This is a genomic window from Dyadobacter soli (assembly GCF_900101885.1).
In the GTDB taxonomy this organism is placed as follows: domain Bacteria; phylum Bacteroidota; class Bacteroidia; order Cytophagales; family Spirosomataceae; genus Dyadobacter; species Dyadobacter soli.
Genome location: NZ_FNAN01000007.1, coordinates 120386 through 136145 on the forward strand (window position 1 = coordinate 120386; position 15760 = coordinate 136145).

Here is a 15760-nt window from a genome sequence, read left to right on the forward strand (position 1 = left end):
CCGTGGAGCTGTTCCGGCGTGCGTTTGGCGACAGAACGCCGGAGTCGACAGCCAATCGAGTGATCAATTAACCATTCTTTCAAAAGTATGCATTCTTATTTACAATCCGGCTACCGCAAGCTGTGGATGCTCGCGGCGATGCTGGCCCTCCAAATCGGCATCAGCCACGCTCAACAATCCATTCTGGACAAAAAAATCACCCTCAAACTCACGCAGGTAAGCGTCGCCGACGCATTACGCGCGCTGGAAGACCAGGCCGGCTGCACATTCGTTTACAGCAGCACATTAATGGACACCCAAAGGATCGTCAGCCCTGATTATCAGAACACCGCATTGGGCGATTTGCTGAAAGACCTGCTCGGAAGTTACGCACGCGGCATTCAGGTTCAGGGAACGCGCATCAACATCCGCCCTGCGAAAGGAGAAAGCCGGGGGCACTTGAAAGGCAAAGTGCAAACTTCCGACGGGCAGCCCGCCATTGAAGTAACGGTGCGCATTCAGGGAACGCCCAAAGGCGGCCAAACCGACCAAAATGGTGATTTCAGCATCCGTAATATTCCGGCTGGTCAACAAAAAGTCATCGTAAGCATGCTCGGCTACGCACCTGTCGAGCAGGCAGTTACTATTTTGGAAGATCAGGTAACAACCTTCCAGCCCATTTTGCTCAACGAGGATAGCCAGGCTTTGCGTGAAGTGGTGGTGAGTGGTAATGTCAACAAATTTGCCCGGAAAGAGACCGAAAACGTCGCGCGGCTTCCGCTCAAAAATCTTGAAAACCCGCAGGTATATAATGTGATCGGAAAGGCGCTCATGCAGGAACAGCTCGTCACCGAACGCACCGACCTGTACCGCAACGTGCCCGGCGCGGTGCCCAATTTCGCCGGCGGCGGCTCACAAGGAATGATCCTCCGGGGATTTGCCAACTTCAACGGCGTGCGCAACGGACTCACTACCAGCGCCATTCTCCCGATGAACCCCGTAATCCTGGAAAGTGTGGAAGTTTTGAAAGGACCGTCGGGCACATTGTACGGCAACAACCGCTCGGCCACTTTCGGCGGTGTTTTTAATTATGTTACCAAAAAACCTTACGATACATTCGGCGGCGAAGTGAGCTACACTGCCGGCAGCTACCGCTTCGCACGTGCAGCTGTGGACGTAAATGCGCCTGTGAACGAAAAGCGCACCGCATTGTTCCGGCTTAATGCCGCCGGGCAAACGGAAGGCACATTCCAGGACCAGGGTTATGCCAAAAATTTCACCGTAGCACCGAGTTTTTCCTACCAGGTCAACGACCGCCTGAAATTCCTCGTGGACGTGGACATCACCCAGGCAGCATACACGACGTCGACCCTCACGATCGGGTCGCTCTCGAAAGTGACGGCGCGCAATTTCAAGGACCTGCCATTGGGATACAAACAATCATTACTGAACAACGGCATCGACGCCTCCGTGGGCGTGTACAATTTGCAGGCGCAAATCGAGTACAAGCTTTCGTCGCAATGGAAATCACAGACCAACTACCTGTTTTCCAATGGCTTTTACAAACATTTATACCTGGTCACCTTCTCGATGCTGTCCGACTCCACCGTTTCGCGCACCGCCCGTAACCAGACGCCCGAGACATTCGGTAACATCCAGCTACAACAGAATTTCATCGGCGACTTCCAGCTCGGCCGCATGCGCAACCGCGTCGTGCTGGGAGCTGATTACAACCAGAATTACTACGACTTGTACCGGGTAACCGTCCGCTACGACACCGTCAATATCCGCAAGCCAATGCCCGATTTCAATGCCGACAAGCTCAACCAGAAGTCATCGCAGCAGGGTTTCGTCGGCACGAGCTACAAAGGCACGAGTTTTGGCGTATACGCCTCCGACGTGATCAACATTACGCCGTCGCTCATGGCCATGCTCAGCCTCCGCTTCGACCGCTTCACCACCGACGGCGCCCTCGCCCTGGCGACCGGTAAATATGCCGGCAATTACACCCAGAACTCCCTTTCACCGAAACTCGGGCTCGTGTACCAGCCCATTCCGGAGCGGCTGTCGGTCTTCGTCAACTACCTCAACGGCTTCGTCAACCAGGCTCCCGTCACCCAGCCCGACAACACGGTACTGAACCTGAAACCGCAGTTTGGAAACCAATGGGAAGGCGGGATCAAGTTCGACCTCGTCCGCAATAAACTGAATGGATCTCTCAGCTACTACAACATCGCCGTCACCAACTCGACGCGCACCGAGGTGATCAACAGCCAGAACTTCACCGTACAGGACGGCACGCAGAAAAGCAAGGGTATCGAACTGGAACTGATCGCCAACCCCGTTTCAGGCCTGAACGTGGTCGCCGGCTACGCCTATAACGACAACCGTTACGACAAAGCCGTCGAAGCATTGCAAGGCAAGCTGCTCACCAACAGCCCGCAGCACGTAGCCAACATCTGGGCCAGCTATTATATTTTGAAAGGCAGTGCCAAAGGTATCGGCATCGGTGCGGGCGGTAACTATGTGGGCGCATCATGGTTCGAAAGCACCAATACATTCAAAGTGCCAGCCTACGCGCTCGTGAACGCCTCGCTTTTCTACGACCAGCCCCGCTACCGCCTGGCCCTGAAAGGCAACAATCTTTTGAACGAGCACTACTGGAATTCCAACGGCTCACCACAAAAACCCGCCAACTTCCTGGCTAGTATTACATTTAAGTGGTAGGAAGAAGGGAGGAAAGGGAGGATGGACGAAGGGAGGAATGGGAGGATGGAATTTCCCCTTCCTCCCTTCCTTCCCTTCCTACCTTTCTTCCCCTTTCTTCCCTTCCTCCCTTTCTTCCCTTTCCTCCCTTCCTCCCCTTTTTTAAACATCAATAGCATCATACACGATCACCTTGTCCCAAAGTTGGCTGCAATCTTTGATGAACTTTTGGTGGATCGGGTGGTCTTGATAGCTGGCCTGGCCGGCGAGGTCTTCGAAAAACATCAGTTCGGACACCGCCCAGCTGTTATCGACAACGTCCCTCTTCTCCGTGCTGGCCACCACGCCGATGCGCAACTCCTTAATCGCCTCGATCTTCCGCAACGTTTTCAGGCCTTCGATGATCCTGTCGCGATCGGCCACCGATCCCGGGTTTTTGAGCCAGAAGAATACATGGTGCACCAGTGGCGTTTTGCTTTTTTCGGGTGCTGCCGGTGTTGCTGCTATTGCCGTGGTAGCAGCGCCTGCTGCGAGGGTGACTGAGCTGGCCAGGAATTTACGACGGGAATTTGTCATAGTAAATGTTGAGATATAATGAAGAATAAAAAATAGCTTATTTGACGCAAATTAAGGGGTTTTTGAATTGAAACTGTTTGTCAGTTGTAATGAATTTCTGTGCATTTCTTACTTTTACATTGTGAATTCATTGTGAATTTCATTGTGAAAAATACCCTTTGATCTGCCTCCGATTCTTATGAAAAGACCTTCCGTGTCAATGTTCTTCGATAAGCGCCGAATGAAAGACGGCTTTGCCTCCGTCAAGCTGTCGGTCTATCACAATGCCCAGCAAAAACAGTATGCTACCGGAATAATCCTCGATGAGAAGCAACAAGACTTCCTCACCAAAAACAAAGCCGGGCTCACTGGCAAGGTGCGCGATGAGACCCTTCGAAATCTATGGAACAAGGTCTACGGTCGCGAATATGTTGATGAGGCGAGCGAAGATAAAAAGGAAACCTGGCTACTGAAAGCCCAAAAGATCATTTCCAAGATTGAGCACCGATTTTCATTCGAAGAGTTTCAAGCATTGTTGTTCTCTGAGCAGCAAACCGAAGTGGTATTCGCAAATGACCTCATCATAGCCCTCCGTAACGAATTCAACACGCTCACAAGCGAAGACAACTTCACCAGAGCCACGATCTACAGATCCGCGGCAAACAGCGTTGAAAGGTTTGTCACGGAAACCGGGATAAGCAATAAAACCCAACCGAAAGTGCCTTTTGGCATTGTAACAAGGGATTTTCTAAAAAAATACGAGAAGTACCTGGTGACCAACGGAGGATTTCATGCTAAATCGAAAGCACGTCGCCCGGTTGGCCCGACAACGGTTGTTTTCTACATGAATGCCATTAAGAAAATGGTCAACGAGGCCATCAAGGCCAAGATTATCGACCGGGATGACTACCCATTTGGCAACGGCGGCTATCGGCCCCCGCGAGGAAACAATACAAAAAAAGCACTCCCCACCGAAACACTCACTGCGCTGATGGCTTATAGCGGGAAGTTTCCAAGGCGAAACTACGCGCTGGACATCTGGAAATTCTCATACTTTTGCGGTGGAATGAACATGGCCGACCTAGCACGGTTGAGATGGAGAAATGTAGATTTGACCCAGCGGCAAATTTCGTTTGTACGCAGGAAGACGCGGACTAGCAAGGCGAATGCAGGCGCAGGGATAACTCTTTCCATATTGCCGGAAGCAACTGCCATTATCAATAAATGGGCTTTGCCCAGCAACGACCAGAACGATTTCGTTTTTCCCGAGCTGAATCAGCAGATGGATGAAAAGCAGATTCACTTGGCGATTTATAATCTGACCATGCGTGTGAACCGTATGCTCGTCCTCATTCTTAAAGAGCTTGGGATTCAGGCCAAAATACGGACCTACGAGGCGCGGCACAGTTATGCCACTACCCTAGCCCGGGCGCAGGTACCACTGGCGTTCATTTCGCAGGGCCTGGGACATTCAAGTTTGAAAACCACTGAGCAATACCTCGGTTCGTTCGAATATGAACAGACGCAGAAGTATTTGAGCGCACTGATTCCTCAAAAACAAGAAAGCCAGGAGTCATAGAACCCTGGCTTTCTGCGTATAGCAGGTCATTTGCTACACGTATCCTACACATACCAGTGATGGAACTGGCGCGTGTACAAAGCTACAAAGTTTAATTAATTTTGCACCAGCACACCGGCGCATTCGTCATGGATGGGTAGTCCCACGGAATAGGTAAGAGCCTCGGCCGGACCGAGGAGACAAGAGTTCGAATCTCTTATGCGTCGGGTGCTGTCCCTTTGCCTGCATTTCAGTTTTTGCCCATACGGTGAAGCTGAAATCCTGAGAAAAGTCGACTACGGGCCAGACAAATTCGGCTTTCCTTCTTGCCAGAAAGTGTACGCAGCTACCAAACTTGCCGGCGACAAACCTGCCTGCCTCAATCGCAGCCTGATGGCCACCGGGGCCGCAATCGTATGCTACGGTTGATCCATCTGGTTCATCGAAAGAAATGTCAAGTACTGGTATCCATTAATTTAGTGGTAACATTTACCATTATTTCGAAAGAAAAATGGCCTCATTTGAGGCCATCGGTGAATCGAAATTATCATTACAGGACTATTCTCATATGGTTTATCGGCTTACCTAATATTAAATGATTTAAATCAGATTCTGAAATTGCAATGGATTTGCATAGGTCTTCCAATGTATATCCCAAATGAGAAGTGTAGGTGTCGACGATCATCTTCAAAATCCTCGGCTCATCCAATGGTACTCGAAGATTTTCAGTCTTTCGCTCACCACTCCTGCTCAATTCAATCATAAAGTTTTTATACTTATTTGAATCAATAAATTTTAGCGTATGCGCCCTCTTCAATATCGCAGCCTTAGACATCATCCACCGTAATTTAAGATCCCCCAGCATACTGAACTTGAAATTGATCAACTCCCGACGAATATCTAATTCTGGCATCAAAAATTCTGATGCAAATCGATTGGCTTCGTCCTCGGGGTCCCGGTCATCATCTGCTAGCGGGCCGTGCGGCATATGAGCAATGATATGAAAAAACTCATGGGCAATCGTAAATCGCTTCCTGTCATTTGGGAAACAACTGTTGATCACAATGATGTTCTGTCCTGACGAAGTCACGATCGTGGTTCCATCAAACTTTTCGGGAGCATCATTTAAAAAGAAAACTATAATTCCACTTTTCTCCATGAGACTCACCAACTTATCTATTGGGCCTCTCGGCACATTCAGGAAGGTTCTTACTTTTCTGGCAATATCCTCGGGGGAGTTATCTTCCCGTACTTTTATAGGCGGTAGTCTGAATTCTGGTATTTCAACAGAGGACAGAAGTTCTTCGATCCAAATCCTGGAAATATCGAAAGTTGCTTCCAGTTTTATCTGGTGCTTTCGAGGCATTGTTGATCGTTTTCGGTAGTAATATTCGGTCTGATTGTAAAACGACCGATTGTGAAAAAAGAATTCGATTGGGAAGTTTAAAGCGTTAGCGATGTTCGAAAGTGTATCTGGCGTTGGTTGCAGCAACCCTTTTTCCATTTTAGAGTAGTTGCCCTGAGTAAGGTTCGGAATTCGTTCAACCAGCTGTTCCTGAGTGAAGCTTCGCGCTTCACGCGCAACTGGAAGCAGTCTGAAATTGTAGTTGCTCATAAGAAAGTGAGAGTGTAAAAAGGGAAGGAGGAAGGTTCCTCCCCGAAGATTAATTACATAGCAGCACTGGACTCATCCGGTCTGGAACGCGGCCTGACGACAAGATCGTCTTCGTCGACCGGAGCGTTTTGAGCGTTTGAAACCGGTACCGTGTTGGAGCCTGGAATCGTATCGAGCCTGGAAACCCACGCGTGACTGCCCTGCACAAAATAAACAGCAAAAATCCCTGTAATTTCGTCCTTCGCTCGGTTTAATTGATAACCAATAAAAACTTCGGAAAGTCGAAATTCAGGAAATAAAGAAGTCTGGTTCAGAATTTGGTTTGAACTCATCGTTGGATTGTTCATTGGCCGCAAATCCCTATTCAACTTCTTAAAGTAAATGCGATATCCACCCTTTTCAAGATAGAACCTAGACCCTCTGGTACCCATTAAAGCGGGAAACGCATCAAAAAGCATACCTCGGATGTATTCGATAGTGCGATTCGCCTTTGACGTCGGAGTCTGATAGTGATTAGAATTCCTTGCCAAATCGCGCATTGCGGCATCGAAAGCGTTACGGAAAATTTCTGCGATGACCGGAATCTCCTCCGAAAAAATTTCCTCAAATTGCTCCTGAGGGGAGCGTTGGGCTTGCGAAAGTCCGGAATTCTCCGTACCTTCGTACTCTAAATTCAATTGTAGCATTTTTAATTTTTGTTTTAAAATAATCAGATATATTAGTTCATAAACCGTTCGGCCTTCCTCCGAGCGGTTTATTGTTTGCAAGGTACAAAAAAAAGTCGAGAATACATAATTTATAACCAAAAGTTGTACATATTTTTTGATTATAAATTGTAAAATCTATCTTATCCAACTTGGTCGGCGGTTTCGTCAGGCTGTATTGTTGCTTTAACCCTTCGTAAATGCCTTTACTTTTTTCCTTTCCCAAGTTCTGATATCATCTGGATCGCCGATTCCCATCAAGACGCTTCCCACTGAAAATGCATTCCGTCCTTTGAGGCGGCGGACCAGTCAGCACCGCAGATCCACCCAATATCCCGCCATACCTGCAAAAATTTTGCGGACCACGTTACCTTTCCTTTGAACGGATTGGTTGCCGCATTCATGTCGACCGCAATACCCCATGCGTGCGCTGATATTCCGCTACTGCCGCGTTTCTTGCGAATATTAAAGCATCCATCCCACGTTTTGATTTCTACGTGTAAACCTAACGAAATCAACCTCCGCAGGGCTTTGTCGAGCGGAGCCTCCATAAGCTTGTTCAGGTATATTTTCGCGGGCATCGCCGGGATAGCCTCGCGGATATCGACCGGTACGATCCAAACCTTCATCCACTTGTTTTCGAAGCGGAGCCGTTCATTATATGGATCGCCGAATTTGGCGATTAGTTGAGCTTGTGTTTTCACGGCATCACCTCCCTTTCCTCATCTTGAAAAGTGAGCATATCTTTCATGTTGCCGGTTTCGCGGAACTTCCGGAAAGGCGCGCTGAACCATTTCGGAACCAGGTTAGGTATGATCTGCTCGATCAGGTCGCAGCACTTCACGAAGTAGTAGGCCACCATCACGGCATATCCTGCGAAAATGAAATACAGCGAAACGCTCGGTATCGGTGATGCTTCCGGCTCTGCCTGCGTGACAACGCTAAAAACAACGCCTACGACCAGTGAAGCTACATAGCCGAGGAGAATCACGGCTACCATGACGATAAACTGCTCAACGGTTTTTTTTAGGAAAATTTCAGCCTTCCATTCACCGGCCGCATAGTGTTTGACCAGTCCGAGGAATGTCATTAAAATGAAGCAAATGCCCACGGCAGCAACGAGCTTAACGGTAAGATCCTTTCGGTAAGTGAATACCTGGATCACCCCCACCGTCGAGGAGGAAAGCAACAAAAGGATAGGGTTTGTGAATATCCCCTTAATGGTCATCCATGAAGTAGCGAGCACGCTGGAAACCACATCCATCTTTTCAAGTAATTTCATGTAAATGCTATTTACGGGCTCGTAGCCCTGTTAACAATCCTGTTCCGAAACCGGTACCAAATCCCCATTTGAACCCTCGCCAAAATCCACTTTCTTCGTTCGCCTTGCGGATCGCGGCTTCAAAACTTTGTTTCTGCACCGCAGCTTGCAGGTTTTGCAAACGCACGTTTGTTCGTAGCTCTTTAATTTCTTCGCTTTGGGAATCATAGGAGGTTTTCAATGGAATGAATGCCAGTTTCAATTTCTCGTATCGATACGCACTATCGAGGAGCGCGCTTTCGTAGGTTGTCCGCGCGGGCTGCCGAATCGATTCTTGCGCCCAGCTCGTTGCGCTCAGCCCGATCAGGATCGACGGAATCAGGAACAGCACTTTTGCGATACCCTTCAAGTTCGTTTTCATATTCCGGATGATATTTGTTTACTGTATCGGCGAGTTGATCGGCGCGGCGCTGGCTTTCTCGTATAGAATCGACGAAGCTCGGTGCATCCGGATTTGGCGTCGGCTCCCGGAATCCTCGGCACCACAGGATGATTGATAATGCCAAAATAACTAGCAGCAAACCGGCGACGATTTTCCAATGCGCGTCTTTCATTTGACAATGATTTTTACCTGCTTTTTGCCTCCGCCGCCTCTGGATGTATACATTCCCCTGTACTCCTGAACACCGTTGTAGTGAGTGATTGGAAACGTAAAATGGTCTCCCTGCGCAACGCCGACCATGCCAGCATCGGACTCAATAAAATCTTTGCGAAGGTTCCATACGCCCTCCGCCAGCTGATTGATTTTTGGCTCGTAGAATGCCATCGCAAAGTGTATGATCTCGCCGCCGCGCACAAAAAAAGATCGCCCCCAATCGTCCAGGATACGCCAGTTCAGATCAATGGTCGGAGAAGGGTCGCGATTTTGCAACCACGAAACATCGTCCGGATCAAACTCTATCGCGTATCTGGCACCCGGGAACGTACCAATGTTCAAATCAGTCGCCATCACTTTACTGACCTGTGTACCCGCGTCGCCTTCGCTGGAATAGATAATGTCCGGTTGATCCAAGGTGCCAGCGCTAAAAATGTCATTCAGCTTGTATAATCCGGTCCATGTCGCAGACGGAGCGCCAACACCAGCATACATGCCCATGCTCCGTACTTTGCCTTTCCCACCCTCGCGAACACCCTGAACGAATGCCGCGTGAAAGTCTTTTAGCCCCTTTGTCCGGAACTCGTACCACTTTTTGCCAACTTCCGAGCTGAACAGGTAAGAAATATATTCTTCGTTATTTTGCGCTGGATAAGGCACCGGCATTCCCCCAGAGTAATTACGCCATGCATCCAGGTCGATTTGCCCGTAGCCAGTGAGAAGCAGCTGATTGTTTGCCCGACGCACAATGACTGTTTCATACTCCTCTCCCGGTGAAGTCGCGGTCGAAATGTAGTCAACATTCTCAGGGTATTTTGCCATGAACTCAGCAAGGTGCCGAACGGCATTTTTGAATTTCTGCCTACCAATGGCGCTGTTAAAGCTTGGCAAATAGGTTTTATCGGTAACCGGCGTTTCATCTTTGTCATGCCATACTAAATCCTGCACTGGTCCATAATTAGGATCTGGCAAATGCTCCAACATTTCAGAGCGGGCTAAATACTCGTCACCAATTACACGCCAGGGGATGATCGCAATGCATAACCTCAGCCCTCGCTGCTTACAGTAGTTGATAATGTCGAGAAGCTTATCGTCGCGGAACGTTCCTTCTTTGGGCTCGTAGTCGTGCCACTTCATATTCACGCGGATTCCATCGATTCCCTTGAACGATTTGCCGTTATAGCTCATGTTCAGGAAGGCCTCAATTCGCGGCAACCAATCTTTCGTAATTCCCGTAGGCGAATTCAAATCGAATCCATCCCCGGTCAAATTCATGATTATGCTGCGCTTGCCTTTGGTTACAGGAGGCGGGCCCGAGTTACCACCATCGCCGCCGGTCCCGTTATCGCCTGTTGGCTTTGGAACGGTGAAGGTTATACTCTTTGCTTCGCTTTTGCAGGTGTTGCCCTGCATTGTGAATTTGTATTCTCCCGGCGATAGTCCCGCGTAGGTAATGGGTTCCCGGTTGCCGGTTGGCTTTACCGATCCCAAAGCTACCCGTTCAGTGCCTTTGTAAATCGAATAATCCCACCCGAAAACATCCTCGCCATCCCAAAGAACGGTCGCGCTGGTGGTTGTTATGCCGTAAACATCACTCGGTATCGGCCCGCGCTTACAATCGGCAAGCCCGTTCGGCGGATTCTGCGTGCCGCCGTCGCCGCCCTTCGCTTTAAATAAGCTGTCCGCATACGCTTTCAGCTCCGACTTTGCGGCCTTGATCTGACCGTTGACAAACGACTTATCCGCGATCGCCTCCGGAAGATCGATCTTGATTTGCGCGGATACTGCCTGGCAACATGCCAGGAGTACCGCCAAAAGCAGCTTTTTCATGAAATAGGTTTTTTAGTTGTTGATGAAATGAAGTAGTACTATTGAAGCAGTGCGCCGAGCGCCTGTTTGAGCTGCTTTGCCTTCTCGTTCTCTGAATCGTAAGATTGCAAGGCCCTCTGAACAAGGATCGGAACCACTTCAAGTAAAAATCCTTTATCGTTCAGCGTTTTGTTCAGCTCCGTTTCGTCGTTGAAATTAAGACTTGCCGAGTCGTTGAAATTAAAGGCCTTCGGCTCACCGGTGCTGACCTCGCGGCCTGCGATTGAAAAGTTGATGCTCGCATAATCGAATTCGAACTGCGGAGCAGCAGGCGTTTCCGCCAGCGCTGAAATGCTTTTACTCGCCATTGCTTTGTCTGTTTTTAGTTGTTGGTAGTGAATTCAATAGTTTCTCCGCAGGTGTTTGTTCGACCTCGGCAGGAGCGATGACGAACCCAACGAGCCATTTGCGGGCGTGTTTTGGCAAGTCGGATGGAAGCGACTCCTCATCCACATACTCCGGATCGAATTCGATGCCGGACTCATGATTGAACAGCTCGTCAATTTTCGCCTCCATTGCCTCTTCCTGATCTTTTTTGAATCGGTAGTTGCCACGGTCATCACGAAGAATGCATCCGAATTTGTCCTCGGCAGCGTGCTTACGCTGGATTTTTACCACCTTTTTGCCGTATTCCTCACGCTGATCATTAATCTGTTCAATGACAGAGTTGAGCGCGGCAACAAACTTGGTGTCCTCCTCTGATTCATCTTTAAGCAAGGCCTGTGCAACATCGACGAACCTGAAAGCATTTTTGTAGCTGGTTTCCATTTTGAATTGATTTAGTTTATTGATGAAAAATTGATTATCCTACGTAAACCCATGTGTGGCCTCCGGAGCCATTGTCTTTGGCGACATATAGGCCAGCTGTGCCATCGGTTTGATAAACTATCGCCCCGATATACCCAGGGCTGTAACTTAACCGTTGTGATTGGCTCATTTGCTGGGGGACAAGAGACCCTTCTACTACCAGCAGATCGCGGCGATTGCCGTTTGAGCCAATGAGCACCGAATTAGATATCTCCCAAATTTCTGACGAGGTTATGCTGCTGCCGCCGTTCCATTTGGCCATTCTTGCGTTTGACCCGCTTCCGGTAACCCACCCCATCGAAAAGTTTCTCCACGCGCCGGAAACATAGATCAGCGGCTGATAGTCAGACGGTCCCGAAATGAAGACGTCGGACAGTCCAGCAAGCGTGCTTGATCCTCCACCGGAAATCGTCCAGGATCTATTCGCCGAAAGGTCGTAAGTGGTCCCATTAATAGTGATCGTTCGCGAAGTGGGCACATAATTAGATAGCGAAGAATTTGAAGCATATCCAGCGCTCGCATGATTCCCCCAGTTGTATGCTGTATTCCACTGCCCAGAGTTGCCGCCAGAAACGGAAATGCCTCCTGAAAGCGTCACGTTACCATTAGCCCTGGAAATCGACATTGCTGTTCCAAGTAAAGAGCCCCCGTCATTGTAGCGCATGAAAACCAGATCACTACCTGCATCCGAGCCAGTTTCCGAACCGAATTTGCCGATCGACCAACGGGCTACGTTGGCATTTGAAAGATAAAACCCACGAGGGCCAGCGGCGGGCGCGGCATCGCTTTGGAATTGACCGGCCGCAGTCACATTCACGCCACTGACGGACAGAATACTATCGCCAATTGTCGTGCCCGCTGTAAAAACAGGTATTTTGCCAGTGGTGCCACCTCCGCCTATTCCTCCTGAAATCGTCCATGATCTGTTCGCGCTCAGGTCGAAAGTCGTGCCGTTGATCGTAATCGTCCGGGCTGTTGGAACATAACTGGATAGCGAAGACGCAAGGGCAAAACTACTTGCATGCAACCCGTCCACCATATCGGCATTCAGATTGGGAATTAATGTTGAGCTGTTAACCTTGAAAGGTTGAAGTCCGTTTGGGTTAACGAACGTGAAAAGATTGTCCGATTTTATTTCATAAACGGTAGTTCCATTGACAGTTGTGAAACTGAATTCGTCGTTGTATCGGCCGAACGAAAATGCATTTGTTCCTGCGGTATTGTAAAAACTTATTCCAAATGTATTCAACGACCCACCAACCCCTAAATAGTAGAAACTGCCATTTTTGTTAATGGTTGTCGATTTCTTAATATCTACCGAAGTAGCTGTTTCCTCGATCGAGCTGTTCACAAATGAGCTCGACGCAGAATCATATCTCGGAACATATTTGTCCGAAAGGCTGCCGGGAATACCTCCACCCGAAATTGTCCACGACCTATTCGCCGAAAGGTCAAGGGTTGTTCCGTTGATTGTGATGGTGCGAGACGTTGGTACATAACCCGCCGACGCGTGGTTTCCCCATGAAAAGGCCGTGTTCCAGTTGGTTGAATTGCCCCCGGACACTGTGACCGTCCCCGAGAAAGTAGCGTTGCCCGTGGCTCGTGACATGCGAAAAGCTTCGCCTAAATACGCTCCCGCATCGTTATACCTCCACCACACATAATCAGAACCGGCATTCGAGCCTGTCTCGCTCCCTGCTTTACCTACGGCCCATCTATTCGCCCCACCTGATTGAAAGTTGAAGCCCCTTACATTTGTATTGACCGGAGTATTGCTAAACAGCTGGCCAGCGACATAGATATTGCCGGTCGACTGGGACATAATACTGTCCCCGAATGTATTTGCGCCGATGAAAAGAGGAACCTGGTTTACGGTTCCCGTTCCCGAGTTTTTGCCGTCGAGCGCAACTTGCAGGCCTGTAACATCAGCAATTGCGTGCGTATGAGCCAAGGCCGCATACCGTCCATCGCTATACGTGGTATCAAATGCCAACGAAATATTCGCCGACAGCGCTCCGCCTCCAGTGAGACCGGTGCCAGCTGATACGGTCCGAGCTACCGGTACGTAAAGGCCGGAGTGATTGCCCCACGAAAAGGCAGTATTCCAGTTGCCCGAATTACCACCACTCGCGGAGATGGTGCCGGAGAATGTCGCATTGCCCGTAGCGCGTGAGATTCGAAGCGGCTCTCTAAGATATGTCCCGCCGTCGCTGTAACTCCATAGCGTGAAGTCCGATCCGGCATCCGATCCGGTTTCATTGCCCGCTTTACCAAGCCCCCAGCGTATCACGCCGGACGCCCAAAGTCCAAAACCTCTCAGACTGGAATTAAATGGCGTATCAGAAACAATCACGCCGCCATTAGCGATAACATTTATCCCTGACTCGCTGAGCATGCCGTCGGTAAACGTTGAGCTCGTCGCATACTTTGGATAGCGGCCAGGTGTGCCGGTCCCGCCCGTTTTTGCATCGAGCGCGGCCTGTAAGCCGGTCACGTCTGAGATTGCATGCGTATGGCCGATCTGAGAATAACGCGTATCGTTCTGCGAATCACTGCGCGCATTGCCGGAATGCCAAAGCGTAAAATCAAGCCCGGTGTCTGTCCTCAGCCTAAGATCCGATGCGTTGTTGGCATACAGGTAAGTCCCAAACACGCCTCCAGCGTGAAACCCGTATCCAGGCCGCGCGCCAGTGGCGTAAAGACCCGGCGGCGTGTATGCCTCTATCGCAGCGTTTGAATAAGCAGAGTTCGCAAGTCCAACAGCAAGCAATGCATAGGCAGTCGCCCCTCTGATCTTGGAGGCGGCTGTAATGGCATCGTCGAAATATGCGGCGCTGAGAAAATCCATTGGTTACTTTTTAATGATCACACGGAAAGAGGCATTGGCCGGAGCTTTGGCGAAAGTCACGATCACAGCGTTGACCGTCGACGCCCGGTTGTCGACAACGACAGCAGAGTTGTCGGATACTTTGCGTACCTCCACCATTACATCTAGTGAATTCAGGTTGTGGGTTACCGTAAAGGCTGTGGCCGTTCCGTCGCCGATCGTTGCCGCGAAAGCCCCGCCCGATATTTGGGACGCGACGTAGGTTGCCATTTTCAGAGGCGTGACCGCACGGGTATCGTCGGTGCCAGTGTTGGTTTCTGCCTGTGTGGCGATCTCAATCAAACCGGTGCGCACCTCAGTCGCGGTACGGGAGCTGAGCGAAGCAGGTGTTACAACCTTGTTCGCATCCGTTCCAGCCTGCACTTCAGCATTGGTCGCAAGCATTACCAGACCGAGGACGGTCGCGGTGGCCTGATCGCGGTTAGTTTCAAGGAAAATCCAGTCAGCTGCCGAAGTGGTCGACGGGTTATCCTTGTTGGCGATCAGCACGTCACCTACATTGAAAACCTGCCCCTGGACAGTGCCCGCTACGGAAACATACCAGTAAGCGCCTTTCTTGATTGCCGCACTCCCTGGGAAGTTCGTGCTCGTGTTGGCGTTGAACGCACCAACCAGGCTACCAATACCGCCAACAAGTCCATCAATGTAGGCTTTGACCGCTCCGGCCGTTGCAATGTTGGTTCCCGTTGCGGTAGCGAGCGTGTTGTCGTTGATCAGGGTGATCTCGGAAGCCACACCAGCACCGGCGGCAGTCCGGCCGATTACCGTCATTGCGTTGATGTTTTGCATCTTCGCAAAGCTCACCGCGCCGTTCAGGATCTTGATTGCCGTAACCGAGTCCGTAGCGAGCTTGGCGGCAGAAATACCTCCATCCTTCACCCTCACAACGTCAGCAACGACCTCAACGGTCACGCCATCGGTTTTTACCGACAAGGTTGTTACTCCGCCGGTCGTGCTTTCATCCAAACCGTCGCCGCCAATAACATTGCCCGCGCCGAGAGGTTTCCACGCCGCCGCTACGCTATCGTATTGGTAGATGATCTTGGTACCAGTATTGTAGTACAACTGACCGTCTACCGGGGCGCTTGGCGGCACAGCCAGCGCGTGCAGAACCACATTGATAATCTGGTTCTGTAATAGGTCAAGATTATTGTGTACTTCCAT

Annotated in this window: 13 protein-coding genes; 2 read left to right on the forward strand and 11 right to left on the reverse strand. The window is 50.0% G+C overall.

Going from position 1 to position 15760, the window contains the following annotated elements; all coding sequences use genetic code 11:
* The first annotated feature begins 87 nt into the window (after positions 1 to 87).
* Positions 88 to 2706, forward strand: coding sequence for a TonB-dependent receptor (locus BLQ88_RS12645; RefSeq protein WP_090150076.1), 2619 nt, complete (start codon positions 88 to 90; stop codon positions 2704 to 2706).
* 141 nt (positions 2707 to 2847) lie between these two features.
* On the opposite strand, the gene BLQ88_RS12650 is transcribed toward BLQ88_RS12645, so the two are convergent.
* The gene (locus BLQ88_RS12650; protein ID WP_090150078.1) at positions 2848 to 3261 is read right to left on the reverse strand and encodes a Dabb family protein; all 414 of its coding nucleotides are present in this window, start codon (positions 3259 to 3261) and stop codon (positions 2848 to 2850) included.
* Between the two features lie 178 nt (positions 3262 to 3439).
* Between BLQ88_RS12650 and BLQ88_RS12655 the strand changes: the two genes are divergently transcribed.
* Complete coding sequence (locus BLQ88_RS12655; RefSeq protein WP_090150081.1) at positions 3440 to 4819, forward strand: tyrosine-type recombinase/integrase; 1380 nt, start codon at positions 3440 to 3442, stop codon at positions 4817 to 4819.
* A 529-nt stretch (positions 4820 to 5348) separates the two neighbouring features.
* Here the strand turns inward: BLQ88_RS12655 and BLQ88_RS12665 are convergent.
* The 10 genes from BLQ88_RS12665 to BLQ88_RS12710 all read right to left on the reverse strand — a co-directional run bounded on the left by BLQ88_RS12665 (position 5349) and on the right by BLQ88_RS12710 (position 15760).
* On the reverse strand, positions 5349 to 6413 hold the full coding sequence (locus tag BLQ88_RS12665) for a helix-turn-helix domain-containing protein (RefSeq protein ID WP_090150086.1): 1065 nt from the start codon (positions 6411 to 6413) through the stop codon (positions 5349 to 5351).
* A 53-nt stretch (positions 6414 to 6466) separates the two neighbouring features.
* Complete coding sequence (locus BLQ88_RS12670) at positions 6467 to 7099, reverse strand: hypothetical protein (protein ID WP_143016836.1); 633 nt, start codon at positions 7097 to 7099, stop codon at positions 6467 to 6469.
* Between the two features lie 275 nt (positions 7100 to 7374).
* A complete protein-coding gene (locus tag BLQ88_RS12675) occupies positions 7375 to 7821 on the reverse strand; it encodes a M15 family metallopeptidase (RefSeq protein WP_090150091.1) in 447 nt (148 codons plus the stop codon).
* Positions 7818 to 8399: a hypothetical protein gene (locus BLQ88_RS12680; protein ID WP_090150094.1), complete on the reverse strand. Its 582-nt coding sequence runs from the start codon at positions 8397 to 8399 to the stop codon at positions 7818 to 7820. Before BLQ88_RS12680 ends, BLQ88_RS12675 begins: the two co-directional genes overlap by 4 nt.
* Before the next feature lie 7 nt (positions 8400 to 8406).
* Positions 8407 to 8799: a hypothetical protein gene (locus BLQ88_RS12685; RefSeq protein ID WP_090150097.1), complete on the reverse strand. Its 393-nt coding sequence runs from the start codon at positions 8797 to 8799 to the stop codon at positions 8407 to 8409.
* Positions 8800 to 8988: 189 nt separating this feature from the next.
* A complete protein-coding gene (locus tag BLQ88_RS12690; RefSeq protein WP_090150100.1) occupies positions 8989 to 10863 on the reverse strand; it encodes a hypothetical protein in 1875 nt (624 codons plus the stop codon).
* A 38-nt stretch (positions 10864 to 10901) separates the two neighbouring features.
* Entirely contained in the window at positions 10902 to 11210 is a 309-nt protein-coding gene (locus tag BLQ88_RS12695; RefSeq protein ID WP_090150103.1) for a hypothetical protein, read from the reverse strand.
* The gene (locus tag BLQ88_RS12700; RefSeq protein ID WP_090150106.1) at positions 11200 to 11670 is read right to left on the reverse strand and encodes a hypothetical protein; all 471 of its coding nucleotides are present in this window, start codon (positions 11668 to 11670) and stop codon (positions 11200 to 11202) included. Before BLQ88_RS12700 ends, BLQ88_RS12695 begins: the two co-directional genes overlap by 11 nt.
* Before the next feature lie 34 nt (positions 11671 to 11704).
* A complete protein-coding gene (locus BLQ88_RS12705; RefSeq protein WP_176884983.1) occupies positions 11705 to 14362 on the reverse strand; it encodes a hypothetical protein in 2658 nt (885 codons plus the stop codon).
* Between the two features lie 198 nt (positions 14363 to 14560).
* Positions 14561 to 15760, reverse strand: coding sequence for a hypothetical protein (locus tag BLQ88_RS12710; RefSeq protein WP_090150112.1), 1200 nt, complete (start codon positions 15758 to 15760; stop codon positions 14561 to 14563).

What these genes read in the sequence shown, in the direction of transcription:
- BLQ88_RS12645 (WP_090150076.1), top strand. Translation starts at nt 88, where the DNA reads ATGCATTCTTATTTACAATCCGGCTACCGCAAGCTGTGGATGCTCGCG.
- BLQ88_RS12650 (WP_090150078.1), bottom strand. Translation starts at nt 3,261, where the DNA reads ATGACAAATTCCCGTCGTAAATTCCTGGCCAGCTCAGTCACCCTCGCA.
- BLQ88_RS12655 (WP_090150081.1), top strand. Translation starts at nt 3,440, where the DNA reads ATGAAAAGACCTTCCGTGTCAATGTTCTTCGATAAGCGCCGAATGAAA.
- BLQ88_RS12665 (WP_090150086.1), bottom strand. Translation starts at nt 6,413, where the DNA reads ATGAGCAACTACAATTTCAGACTGCTTCCAGTTGCGCGTGAAGCGCGA.
- BLQ88_RS12670 (WP_143016836.1), bottom strand. Translation starts at nt 7,099, where the DNA reads ATGCTACAATTGAATTTAGAGTACGAAGGTACGGAGAATTCCGGACTT.
- BLQ88_RS12680 (WP_090150094.1), bottom strand. Translation starts at nt 8,399, where the DNA reads ATGAAATTACTTGAAAAGATGGATGTGGTTTCCAGCGTGCTCGCTACT.
- BLQ88_RS12685 (WP_090150097.1), bottom strand. Translation starts at nt 8,799, where the DNA reads ATGAAAACGAACTTGAAGGGTATCGCAAAAGTGCTGTTCCTGATTCCG.
- BLQ88_RS12690 (WP_090150100.1), bottom strand. Translation starts at nt 10,863, where the DNA reads ATGAAAAAGCTGCTTTTGGCGGTACTCCTGGCATGTTGCCAGGCAGTA.
- BLQ88_RS12695 (WP_090150103.1), bottom strand. Translation starts at nt 11,210, where the DNA reads ATGGCGAGTAAAAGCATTTCAGCGCTGGCGGAAACGCCTGCTGCTCCG.
- BLQ88_RS12700 (WP_090150106.1), bottom strand. Translation starts at nt 11,670, where the DNA reads ATGGAAACCAGCTACAAAAATGCTTTCAGGTTCGTCGATGTTGCACAG.
- BLQ88_RS12710 (WP_090150112.1), bottom strand. Translation starts at nt 15,760, where the DNA reads ATGGAAGTACACAATAATCTTGACCTATTACAGAACCAGATTATCAAT.